Source organism: Desulfuromonas thiophila, assembly GCF_900101955.1.
In the GTDB taxonomy this organism is placed as follows: domain Bacteria; phylum Desulfobacterota; class Desulfuromonadia; order Desulfuromonadales; family Desulfuromonadaceae; genus Pseudodesulfuromonas; species Pseudodesulfuromonas thiophila.
Map to the genome: position 1 here is coordinate 168,747 of NZ_FNAQ01000004.1, position 12,034 is coordinate 180,780.

Genomic DNA, 12,034 nt, shown 5'->3' on the forward strand with positions numbered 1-12,034 from the left:
CCATCCTAGTACGGCACCGCAACTTTTCACAGTCGGAAATCCTGGCCCAGATAGATTTCGCGGGCCCGGTCACTGGCGGCAATCTGCGCGGGCGTTCCCTGTTCCAGCACCGTGCCGGCGCTGAGGATGCAGGCCCGATCACAAACCCCGAGGGTTTCGCGCACATTGTGATCGGAGATCAGCACACCAATTCCACGGCTTTTCAGCCCGGCAATCAGAATCTGGATATCGTTGACAGCCAGCGGATCGATCCCGGCAAAGGGCTCATCGAGCAAAATAAAACGCGGGTCGATTACCAGTGCGCGCGCGATTTCCGTACGTCTTCGCTCACCACCCGACAGCGCGTACCCGTAACTGTCGGCAACCTGCTCCAGGCGGAACTCGCTCAGCAAGGCTTCAAGACGCTGCTGACGCTGCTGGCGATCGGCCACATGATATTCCAGAATGGCCAGCAGGTTCTGCCGCACCGTCATTTTGCGGAAAACCGAGGCTTCCTGCGGCAGATAAGCGACCCCGGCCAAGGCCCGGCGGTACATGGGCCAGTCGGTCATGTCCTGTTCATCCAGCAGGATACGCCCCTGATCGGGTCGTACCAGCCCGACAATCATGTAGAACGAGGTGGTTTTCCCCGCCCCGTTGGGCCCGAGCAGACCGACCACCTCGCCACTATGGAGGCACAGATCGACAGCCTGCACCACGCAGCGCCGGCGATAACACTTGTGCAGACCCTCGGCCCGCAGACAGCTGCGCGACGGCGAAACCGGCATCAGGAGGCGTCCCCGTGCTCCGGCACGAAGAGGGCCCGTACCCGTTGCTGGCTGCCTCCTTCCACCTGGCTGCGCCGCTCGTTGAGGTAGAGGCGGATGGTTTCGCCGGCCACCTCGTTTTCGCCCTGCACCACACGCGGGGCACCGCCAAGCTCAATGCGGGCCTCGGCAACAAAGAACTCGGCCCGTTCCCCATAAGCCACCCGATCAAGTTGCACAATCCGCACAGCCCCTTCAGCCAGTACCCGTTCGATCTGGCGCTTGCTGCCCTGCTGCTGATAGAACACCGTCAGCTTGTCGGCATAAATCGTCGCCTGATCCTGCCGTGCCTGCACCTGACCACTGAACACAAACAGACCGCGCACATCATCGACCTGCAGCTGATTGGCCACCACCTGCACCGGCAAACCGCTATCATGCTGAATCTGGCCCTCTTGTGCCGCCCAGCCGGGCCCGGCCAGCAATCCCAGCAAAACAACCGCCACCAGCCAAAACCGCCGTCGCACAGATTTTCCGCTTCCCATTCGCCCTATCTCCTTGCCTCTTAAGGGCGGGGAACCAGCGTCGCCCGCACCGTCTGTTGCAAGTGTAACTGGCGCTGCGCCAGATCGTAACGCAAACCGCTGCCACTCAATTGCAGTTGCGGCCCACTCAGTTCCACCGCCGCATCGCTGGACAGCTGCCCCTCACTACCAAGCTTGCCTTCAAAGATCAACCGGTCACAGCGTACCCGGTAGCCGTCCGGGCGGGTCAGTTCCACCGCGCCTTCCAGCGTGATCCGCTGTTCGTTCGGCCAGGCCGTGCCGTTTTGCGCCACAAGCCGCAGGATACCGTCGGCCCGCGGCAGAGTCAGTGTCACCGGCTGCAATTCCACCCGGTCCTGCTCCAGCTGGTACAGGGCCGTCTCGCCTTCGAGACTCCAGAAGGTCCGGCCATCACGGATTTCACTGTACTGGAAATGCTGCAGAGCGGCATCGGCCAGGATTTCTCCCTGTTCGACAGGATCAGACAGTGGCGGCACCCGGCGGCCAAGCAGCACCGTCACCAGGGTCGCGCCACAGAGCACAATAAACAGCCACAGCAGCACAAGCCGGACCCGTTGGCGCACCATGGCAGACTACTCCGCGACCTCGGCAAAATAGCGCGCCGTCACCTCGCCCCAGCAGCCGGACTGTTTCAGCAGCAGATCGCAGATTTCGCGCACGGCACCAGCGCCCCCCGGTCGACGGGTGACGTAATCGACATAGGGGAACAGCTCCTCGACCGCATCGGCCACAGTGAAGGCACAACCCACCTGCCGCAAAACCGGCAGATCGATCAGGTCGTCACCGGCATAGGCCACCTGCTCCGGCCGCAAACCGGTCTGCTGCAAAATCCGCCTGAAAGGTTCCAGCTTGTTCTTGGCCCCCTGAAACACCAGCTCGATACCCAGTTCGCGGGCCCGCAGGGCCACCACCTCCGACTGCCGGCCGGTAATGATGCCGACCTGAATGCCGGCCCGTTGCAGCAGTTTCAACCCATGCCCGTCACGCACATGGAACTGCTTGGTCTCCACGCCGTTATGGTCGTAGATGATGCGGCCATCGGTCAGTACGCCATCAACATCAAGCAGCAGCAGGCGGATGTTGCGCATACGTTCACGGATCATCAGACAACTCCCGCCTTGAGCAGATCGTGCAGATGCAGAATGCCGACCGGCCGCCGATCATCCGGCTGATCAAATACAAACAGTGAGGTAATCTGGTATTGTTCCATATGCTGCAAGGCCTTGGCCGCCAGATTGTCGCGCAGAATCCTTTTGGGCTGCCGACTCATGACCTGCTCCATGGTTTTCTCCAGGCAGCTCAGACTGTCCCTGAGACAGCGGCGCAGATCGCCATCGGTAAAAACACCAACCAGCGCGCCCACATCATCAATCACGCCGGTCACGCCCAGTTTTTTACTGGTGATCTCAAACAGCGCCTCCTGCACCGGAGTCTGCAGCCCCACCAGCGGGATGGCCTCACCGCTGTGCATCAGATCCTCCACCCGCAGCAGCAACCTCTTGCCCAGGGTACCGCCAGGATGAAACAGGGCGAAATCCTCCGGCTTGAAATCGTGCAGCTTCAGCAGCGCCACCGCCAGAGCATCACCCATGGCCAGGGTAGCGGTCGTGCTGGCCGTCGGTGCCAGCCCCAACGGACAGGCTTCACGCTCGACGGAGATATCGAGCGTCACATCGCCGGCGCGACCCAGGCTGCTGGCAGGATTACCGGTCATGGCCACCAGTTTCAGGCCCAAGCGTTTGATTACCGGCAGAATGCGGACGATTTCCTCGGTTTCGCCCGAATTCGATACCGCCACCACCACATCACCCTTCATCAGCATACCAAGGTCACCATGAATACCCTCGGCCGGATGAAGGAAAAAGGCCGGCGTGCCTGTCGAAGCCATGGTAGCGGCGATTTTCTGACAGATCAGCCCCGATTTGCCCATGCCGGTGATGACCACCCGCCCTTCACAGGCAGCAAGCAGCTCCACCGCTCGGCAGAAGCTCTCACCGATACGCTGCTGCAGGGCCAGCACGGCCTGTGCCTCGATGCGCAGGGTGTCGCAGGCATTGGTGATCAGCTCATCCCAGGCCATCATAGGCGCTTCACCAGCGCGTCAATCTCCAGCAGTGGCGCCAGTAAGCGCGGAAGATCGCGCAGATAAAGCGAATTTGGCCCGTCGCAGCGGGCGCAGTCGGGATCTTCGTACACCTCCCAGAACAGGCCATCGATCCCCGTGGCCACGGCCGCACGCGACAGAGCGCCAACATAGTCGCGCTGACCGCCGGAACTGCCATCATTGCCGCCCGGCAACTGCACCGCATGGGTGGCATCGAAGACCACGGGATAACCTAGCTGACGCATGATCAGAAGCGACCGCATATCCACCACCAGATTGTTATAACCAAAACTGGCACCCCGTTCCGTCAGAACAATCTGCTCATTACCGGTAGAGGCCAGCTTGCCCACCACATGCTTCATATCCCAGGGCGCCTGAAACTGCCCCTTCTTAACATTGACCACCTTGCCGCTGCGACCAGCCCGCACCAGCAAATCGGTCTGACGGCACAAAAAAGCCGGAATTTGAATCACATCCAGCACCTGTTCAGCACTATCGATCTGGCTGACCTCGTGCACATCCGACAGCACCGGCAAACCGAAGCGCTCCTTGACCTGCGCCAGGATGCGAAGCCCCTCTTCCAGACCGGGACCGCGATAGGCGTTCACCGAGGTGCGATTGGCCTTATCGTAGGAACCTTTGAAGATCAGCGGAATCCCCAAGCGCCCGCATTGCTCCTGCAGCGTCTCGGCGATACGACAGGCGGTATCGAGGTCCTCCAGCACACAGGGGCCGGCAATCAGCACCATCGGCCGGTTGCCGCCAAGGGTCAGCGATCCCACCTGCACAGGCGCGGGCGTGCTCATGACTTGCCTCCGCGACTGCGAGCCAGACAGGCACCGACAAAGGACTCGAACAACGGATGCGGCTCCATCGGCCGCGACCGGAACTCCGGATGAAACTGGCAGGCCAGAAACCAGCTATGGTCCGGCAGTTCGACAATCTCGACCAGGTCGTTTTCCGGGTTCAGGCCGGAGATCCGCAATCCGCCCTGCTGCAGTTGTTCACGATAGCTGTTATTGAATTCGTAGCGGTGACGATGGCGTTCGAAGATGGTTTTCTGGCCATAGATACGGCGCGCCAGGCTGTCCTCCGCCAGATCACACTGGTAGGCACCTAGCCGCATGGTACCGCCCTTGCCCGTCACCCGCTTTTGCTCCTCCATGATGTGGATCACCGGATTCTTGGCCTCGACGCGAAACTCGGCCGAATAGCTGTCTTCAAGTTTGCAGACATTGCGGGCAAACTCCACCACGGCCATCTGCATGCCAAGACAGATACCAAAAAACGGCAGATTGTTCTCGCGCGCATAGCGAATGGCCGCCGTCTTGCCCTCGCTGCCCCGTTCGCCGAAACCTCCCGGCACCAGAATCCCCTGCACATCGGCAAAGATATCTCCGATGCCATGACGCTCCAGTGCCTCGGAATCGACATACTTCAGCTCGACCCGGCAGTCATTGGCGATGCCGCCGTGAATCAACGCCTCGGCCAGCGATTTGTAGCTTTCGGTCAGTTCGACGTACTTGCCAACGATGGCAATGCTGGTGCGACCGGCCGGCTCCTTGATGCGCCGGACAATCTCCTTCCACGGATTCAGATCCGGCGCCTTGGTCCAGATGTTAAGCCCGTCGACGATACGCTCATCGAGCCCCTGATCGTGATAGACCACCGGCACCTCGTAGATAGAGGCAACATCGCGTGCGGTGATAACGGCCTCTTCGCGCACATTGCAGAACAGGGCGATCTTGCTCTTCATGTCGCGCGGTATCTCGCGATCACAACGACACAGCAGAATGTCCGGCTGAATGCCGATTTCGCGCAATTCCTTGACACTGTGCTGAGTCGGCTTGGTTTTGAGCTCGCCGGCACTGGCCAGATAGGGTACCAGGGTCAGGTGAATATAGAGCACATTTTCCGAACCCAAATCCGTCCGGAACTGGCGAATGGCCTCAAGAAACGGGAGCGATTCGATATCGCCAACGGTACCGCCCACCTCGACGATGGCCAGATCGACATCCTGGGCGTTGTCGATGATCTTGCTCTTGATTTCGTTGGTAATGTGCGGAATCACCTGCACCGTACCGCCCAGGTAATCGCCACGGCGTTCCTTGCGGATAACGCTGTCGTAAACCTGACCAGTGGTAAAGTTTGATTTGCGTGACAACCGGGCAGAGGTGTAACGCTCGTAATGCCCTAGATCCAGGTCGGTTTCGGCACCATCGTCCGTGACAAAAACCTCGCCGTGCTGGAACGGGCTCATGGTGCCAGGATCAACATTAATATAAGGATCCATTTTCTGCATGGATACCCGCAGGCCGCGCGCTTCCATCAGGGCGCCGATGGCGGCAGCCGCCAGACCCTTGCCAAGGGACGACACCACTCCGCCGGTTACGAACAGAAATTTTGTTTTCATCACCAGGTTCTCCCGTCTGCCACCATCATGAAAGCGGCCCTGAAGCCGCCTCTTTCGCACAAAGGGTCAAACATACCCGCAAACACGGTAAAATAAAAGCGCCAAAGACCGGCCGTCATCCTCCTCAACCCTGTCGGGCCTGCTCCTCTCGCAACAGCTGCCGTACGCGATCGAGATCCTCCGGTGTATCCACCCCCAAACTGACACAGGTCGTGCGAGCAACATAGATCCGCTCCCCCTGCTCCAGCACCCGCAACTGCTCAAGCTTTTCAACCTGCTCCAACGGCGTTGGTGCCAGATCGGCATAACGCAGCAGAAAATCCCGGCGGTAGACGTACAGGCCGACATGTCGCCCCAGCGCCGGTGCCGCCGCCGCGGCCAGCTGCGTGGGCGCGTCACGTTGCCAGGGTATGGGTGCGCGGGAAAAATACAGGGCGAACCCCCGGCGATCCGTCACCACCTTGACGACATTGGGGTTAAAAAGTTCTTCAGCCGTATGCAACGGGGCCATCAGGGTTCCCATGGTAATCGTTTCATCTGCCAGCAAAGGCGCAATGGCCTCGTCAATCATGGCCGGATCAATCAGCGGTTCATCCCCCTGCACGTTGACAATCAGCTGGGCATCCAGGGTTGCCGCCACCTCGGCCAGACGGTCGGTACCGGTTTCATGATCGGCTCGGGTCATTACCACCTCACCGCCAAACGCACGCACGGCAACGGCAATGCGCTCATCGTCAGTAGCCACCAGCACCCGCTGCACCAGGCGGGCCGAGGCCGTGCGGCGGTAAACCCGCTCGATCATGGTCTGACCAAGGATATCGGCCAGAGGCTTGCCCGGAAAACGCGTCGAAGCATAACGCGCCGGCAGAATGGCAACAACGCTCACAGAGAACTCCAGGGGATAGCAGGGAAGAAAAAGACGCTCAGCGGGTCTGGCATTTGGGGCATAGACCGTAGAGTTCCAGCCGCTGGTGATTGAGATGAAACTGGTGCGCCGACGCCACCTGCTGCAGCAGCTGCTCGATGCGTTCATCCTCGAATTCGACAATCTGGCCGCAACTTTCGCAGATCAGATGATAGTGGTGGTCTTCGCTGGTGCTTGGCTCGTAACGCGTCTGGCGGTCGCCGAAATGACGCTGGGCAGCGATGCCACATTCGGCCAGCAACTTCATGGTGCGATACACCGTGGCGTAGCCGATATTGGGATGCTCCTTGCGCAGGCGCAAATAGAGTTCCTCGGCAGACAGATGTGACGGCGACTGCAGAAAGGCTTCGAGAATTATCTCGCGCTGTCGCGTCACCTTCAGGTTGTGCTTGGCCAGATATTCACAGAACTGTTTTTTAACCGCCCCCATCAATCCCCCTCCGCAACAGCAGCATTCAAACCGCCTGACAAGCTAACAAAAGCTGTGCAGAGCGTCAAGAAAAGGCGCGGTCGCCTTCGGGCGCCGAACTGCAGCCCGGCCCGGATATCTGGCTTCTTCCCCCGGTTTGCGGCGTTACCATGATCTGTGTGCTGATCCGCTCCTTCAGGGCCGGCACATGCGAAATGACACCGATCAGCTTGCCGTCCTGCTGCAGGCCCGCAAGGGTTTCCAGAGCGGTGTCAAGGGCTTCCTCGTCCAGGGTGCCAAAGCCTTCATCCAGGAACAGCGAATCCACCCGGACGTTCTTGCTGGCCATATGGGACAAACCCAGAGCCAGAGACAGGCTGACGATAAAGCTCTCGCCGCCGGAAAGGTTCTTGGTGGAGCGGATCTCTCCAGCCTGGTAGTTGTCGACCACGTTGAGTTCCAGGGGCTGAGCGTCGTCGCGGACAAGCAGGTAGCGATCAGACATTTTCTGCAACTGCCGGTTGGCATGACCAACCATCATTTCAAAGGTCAGCCCCTGGGCAAAATTGCGGTACTTCTTGCCGTCCGCTGAGCCGATCAATGCGTGCAGGTTTTCCCACCTGCGGCACTCTTTTTTCTGGGCCTCGATAGCTGCCTGTTTTTCTTTTATCCGCTCTTTTGCAGCCGTATTCTCACTGAGCTTGTGCTTGAGACCGGCAATGGTGTCACGCAGCTCTTTCAGGGCTTCCTCGTGTTCCTTGAGTTGGGGCTCAAGCTCTTCCAGCGACTTGTCGGTGATCTTGCGGGCCATCTCCGTGGCCAGGCGCGTATCCCGATCCTTCTGTCTGGCTTTCAGGTCTGCCTGACGCTCATCCAGATCCTTGGCCGTAGCCGTCAACTCGGCCCGACCTTCAGAAGGCAATATGGCCGCCAGGAACTGTTCTTCATCTGAAAAGCCAAGGGGCGCGAGTGCTGCGGTGAAATCATTTTCCAGCTTAGTCAGTTCGGGTTCCCGCCCTTCGATGCGTTTCTTCAGAGATTCGACGTGGGCCTTCGCGGTATTCCAGTTTTGCTGGAGCTTACTGTGCCGTTCTCTGGCCTGCTTTTCGGCGCCTTCGGCAGCAGAAACAGCCTTGTTCAAACGGCGCTCCTCATCGTCGGGATTCTTGTCGCCGTACAGTCCATCACGCTCTTCACTGACCGTGGCGAGTTCCTTTTTCAAGGCACCCAGGCGTTCCAGCTTTTCGGCCAGGGCGGTGCTTTGCGTTTCGATAACCGCATCCAGCCGCTTCACCTCGCTGTCGATGTCGGCAATCTGTTTCTCGATGTCCGCCTTGTTCTTGACCTGGGCCTGCCACGCCTTCAGCCGCTTCTTAAGTGATTCTACCAGTGATGAAATGTCCGTTTCAGGGATGTCCGCAATGCCAAGCGGCTGAAGTTTGGTCGTAACGGCCTGCCTGCGTTCGGCAAAATCGGCACGCAGTTTCACCAGGCCGTCCCTCTCCTCGGCCTGGGCTTTCTCGGCAGCCTTCTTGTCATGAGCCGCTGCTGACTCCAGCTTTTCAGCCTCCGTCAGGTTGTTGCGGGCCAGGCTTTCAGTTTTTTCGAGTTTCCTGATGGCGGCTTCCTGATCCTCGGCTTTGCTGATCAGCCTGGTCAGGGAATCGATCTTCTTTTCGGTTTCATCGGCAACAGGGACATTCCCCTCCGCAAACGGGTGCTCGGTTGCGCCGCAGAGTGGACAGGGCTTGCCATCTTCCAGTTTTGCCCGATGATCTTCAAGCTCCGCAATCTTCGCCAGGAAGGCCATTTCACGCAGCAGGGTTTCCTTCTCGGTGCGGTATTCCCGCAGCAAGCGGTCCCCCAGGAGTTGGCTCAAACCATCCTTGCCCTGTTGAAGCTGTTTCGAGGCGTCCTCCAGTTCCTGCTTCCGAATGCCGGATAGCTTCTGACAGTCGTCGAGTGACTTTGCCGCCCGTTCCAGAGTCGTATTGGCGGTTTCTTGAGCGGCCTGTTTTTGAACGATTTCATTTTGCTTGGAGAGCAGGCCTCTCAGCTGTTCTTCAATGCCAGCCAGACCGCCGATCAGCCATTCATCCTGCGCATGCTCCTTGAGGTAGGCGCTCACAAGATCCAGCATTTCATGAGCCTTGGACCGTTTATCCCGTTCTTCAAGCCGGGCTTTTTTGTCAGTGTCAATCTTGGCCGCAGCCTTCTTACAGCCCTCATCTCCTTCCGAAACAGCTTTTTTCTGGTCGGCAAGTTTCTGATCCAGGGAGCGAACCTTCTGCAATGTGGGCGCGGCCGCTTTCAGCTCTTCTTTTGCGCTGGCGGTTTGGTGCTCAGCCGATTGCAGTACTCCGGCCTGTTCCCTGGCGGAGGATTCGATTCCGGGAAGAGCCTCTTGCTCGGTTTTCAGTGCGGCTCTGTCATCCGTCTGCTGCTTACGGGTGGCGGTGAGCGTCGCGAAGGCACCGGAGAGTTCGGCGGCACTTAAAGCCCGGCCCAGCTTTTCACGCTCCGGTTTGAACGCCTCGATATCGCCCTGCAGTTTGCTCGCTTCATCGCCCAGGTTGATGATTTCCTTCTTCAGCCCATCGATGGTGGTGAGCCAGGCAATGGCCTTCCCGGTCAGCGCGGATTCAGCCGCAAGTTCTGTCTCTTCCTTCTGCTTTGTCTCGAGGGCCTGCCGGGTCTCTTGTTCCTGCTCCGGCTCAAGAATCACGATGCCTGCCGTTTCCGCCTGGAGCAGGTTCAGCTTGTCCCGCTCTTGCTGCTTCCGTTCATGGACTCGGATGGATATCCGGCTGTAGATCTCTGTGCCCGTGATCTGCTCCAGGATCGGCGCCCGATCATCCGGCGCCGCCTGAAGAAACGCGGCGAAGCCGCCCTGGGCCAGCAACATGGAACGGGTGAAACGATCAAAGTCCATGCCGGTCGCCGACTCGATCTGGTCGGCTACACCTCTGATCCTGGATTCGAAAATCTCGCCGGAATCGGCATTGGCAATTTCGTGCTTCGGGGCCTGGAGTTCGCCATCCGGCTTCTTGCGTGCCCGGTGTTGGCTCCAGTGACAGCGGTAACGCCCAGACTGGGTTTCGAAGGTCACCTCGGCAAAGCATTCGCCGGTCTGGCGGGACATGATTTCGTTTCCGCTCTTGGTGACCTTATTCAGGCGCGGCGTCCGGCCGTAAAGGGCGAGGCAAACAGCGTCGAGGATCGTGGTCTTCCCCGCGCCGGTGGGACCGGTGATGGCAAAGATGCCATCAGACGCGAAGGCCGGGTGCATCAGGTCGATTTGCCATTCGCCGACCAGCGAGTTCAGATTCTTGAAACGTACCTGCAGTATTCTCATCGCCAGCCTCTCTATTCCGCCTGCACGTCGTCTTCGTAGAGAGACGAGACCGTTTCCTGGCAGGCTCGAAGCAGCTCCGGCCGCTGGTCTTCAGGCACCTCATGGACGGCGAGGCAGCGTTCGAACACGTCGTTCACGTTCAGATCGTCGAGTGTCTCCTCTTCATGGATTTGTCCCAGCACGCGGTCGATGATGCGGTTGTTCCTGATCCGGAGGATTTCCATGTGTGTCCCGGAAACAGCGGCCTCCAGCCGCTCACGCAGGTCGCCAATGACCTCAGTGCCGTCGTAGATGACTTCGAGCCAGAATCCTGGTCGCTCTGGATCGTCTATTGCCGACAATTCAATGATGCGGCTCCGGATACCGTCCCAGTCTCCCTTGATGCGCTCGAGTTTCTGAAACACCGGCACGTCGATCAGCTGTACCGATGCAGCCGTGCTTTTGAACTCAACCTGGCAAACGCTCTTCTGCTGTTTTGCCTCTCCGAACCCCATGGGCAAAGGAGAGCCGCTGTAGCGCATGGTTTCGGAGCCGCCCACCTTTTGCGGGACATGGAGGTGCCCAAGCGCCAGGTAATCAAAAATCGCAGGAAAAATCCCGGCCGTCACCTGAGCCAGGGAGCCGACATAAAGTTCACGCACGCCATCGCCGTCGACGGTTTGCCCGCCTGCGGTGAACAGATGCCCCGTGCCAACGATGGGAATATCGGCCCCGAGTTCCTCACGCTTCTGTTCGGCCAGGGCGGCGACGGTGGCGTAATGAGTGCGGATACCCTCAATAATCTTCCGCTCTTTGTCCTCGACGCTCTCACCAGCCTCCGCCACGCGGATATCCCTGTCGCGGAGGTAGGGCACGGCGCAGACAATCAATTCCGGATCGTCCTGCTCATTACGGAGCACCAGCACCTCGTCTTCCGGCGATGCGGTGCTACTACCGACCACGTGGACATTGAGGGCCTTGAGCAACTCCTTGGGAGCATTGAGAAAGGACGGTGAATCGTGGTTGCCCGCGACGACGACAACATGCCGACAGGACGAAGCAGCCACCCGGCACAGGAACCGGTAATAGAGTTCCTGAGCGCGATGGCTCGGAGCGCTGGTATCAAAGACATCACCCGCCACCAGCAATATCCCAATGTCCCGCTGGTTGATCGTTTTCAGCAGCCAATCAAGAAAGGCGGCGAATTCCTCATAGCGTTTACGACCATAGAGGGTTCGGCCCAGATGCCAGTCGGAGGTATGCAGAATGTTCATGCAGGGGGAAAAACCTTCGGAGAGAAACAGGCCGTGCCAGCAAAGGAAAGGCCCTGATTTCTCAGGGCCTGACACCAACATAAAAACAAACAGATCTCAACAAACAGATACGTGGTGCCCGGGACGGGGGTCGAACCCGTACAGCCTTACGGCCGAGGGATTTTAAGTCCCTTGCGTCTGCCAGTTCCGCCACCCGGGCACTGTTACCATGATGCTTTACTGATTTCGCTGCTCTGTTGAGCCAAAGGCCCGTACCGGCCACT

The 12,034-nt window shown here is 59.1% G+C and carries 11 protein-coding genes and 1 tRNA gene; all 12 read right to left on the minus strand.

Annotated elements, in window-relative coordinates:
- Positions 1-26 precede the first annotated feature (26 nt).
- Positions 27-767 (minus strand): LPS export ABC transporter ATP-binding protein, encoded by a 741-nt coding sequence (lptB, locus tag BLR80_RS06050; protein ID WP_092077287.1) that lies wholly within the window; start codon positions 765-767, stop codon positions 27-29.
- Complete coding sequence (gene lptA / locus BLR80_RS06055; RefSeq protein ID WP_092077290.1) at positions 767-1,291, minus strand: lipopolysaccharide transport periplasmic protein LptA; 525 nt, start codon at positions 1,289-1,291, stop codon at positions 767-769. The genes lptB and lptA overlap by 1 nt, the downstream gene beginning before the upstream one ends.
- Positions 1,292-1,311: 20 nt before the next feature.
- Positions 1,312-1,878, minus strand: coding sequence for an LPS export ABC transporter periplasmic protein LptC (gene lptC, locus BLR80_RS06060; protein WP_092077293.1), 567 nt, complete (start codon positions 1,876-1,878; stop codon positions 1,312-1,314).
- Positions 1,879-1,884: 6 nt separating this feature from the next.
- The gene (locus BLR80_RS06065; protein ID WP_092077296.1) at positions 1,885-2,415 is read right to left on the minus strand and encodes a KdsC family phosphatase; all 531 of its coding nucleotides are present in this window, start codon (positions 2,413-2,415) and stop codon (positions 1,885-1,887) included.
- Positions 2,415-3,395, minus strand: coding sequence for a KpsF/GutQ family sugar-phosphate isomerase (locus tag BLR80_RS06070; protein WP_092077299.1), 981 nt, complete (start codon positions 3,393-3,395; stop codon positions 2,415-2,417). Before BLR80_RS06070 ends, BLR80_RS06065 begins: the two co-directional genes overlap by 1 nt.
- Positions 3,392-4,222 carry a 3-deoxy-8-phosphooctulonate synthase gene (kdsA, locus tag BLR80_RS06075; RefSeq protein WP_092077302.1) on the minus strand — a complete coding sequence of 277 codons (831 nt, stop codon included), beginning with the start codon at positions 4,220-4,222 and terminating at the stop codon, positions 3,392-3,394. Before kdsA ends, BLR80_RS06070 begins: the two co-directional genes overlap by 4 nt.
- Positions 4,219-5,829, minus strand: coding sequence for a CTP synthase (locus tag BLR80_RS06080; RefSeq protein ID WP_092077305.1), 1,611 nt, complete (start codon positions 5,827-5,829; stop codon positions 4,219-4,221). Before BLR80_RS06080 ends, kdsA begins: the two co-directional genes overlap by 4 nt.
- Positions 5,830-5,953: 124 nt before the next feature.
- Positions 5,954-6,715 (minus strand): 3-deoxy-manno-octulosonate cytidylyltransferase, encoded by a 762-nt coding sequence (gene kdsB, locus BLR80_RS06085; protein ID WP_092077308.1) that lies wholly within the window; start codon positions 6,713-6,715, stop codon positions 5,954-5,956.
- A 37-nt stretch (positions 6,716-6,752) separates the two neighbouring features.
- A complete protein-coding gene (locus BLR80_RS06090; protein WP_092077311.1) occupies positions 6,753-7,184 on the minus strand; it encodes a Fur family transcriptional regulator in 432 nt (143 codons plus the stop codon).
- 64 nt (positions 7,185-7,248) lie between these two features.
- Complete coding sequence (locus BLR80_RS06095) at positions 7,249-10,518, minus strand: AAA family ATPase (protein ID WP_092077314.1); 3,270 nt, start codon at positions 10,516-10,518, stop codon at positions 7,249-7,251.
- Between the two features lie 11 nt (positions 10,519-10,529).
- Entirely contained in the window at positions 10,530-11,771 is a 1,242-nt protein-coding gene (locus BLR80_RS06100; RefSeq protein ID WP_092077317.1) for an exonuclease SbcCD subunit D C-terminal domain-containing protein, read from the minus strand.
- Positions 11,772-11,883: 112 nt separating this feature from the next.
- Positions 11,884-11,970: transfer RNA gene (locus BLR80_RS06105), tRNA-Leu, on the minus strand.
- Between the last annotated feature and the right edge of the window lie 64 nt (positions 11,971-12,034).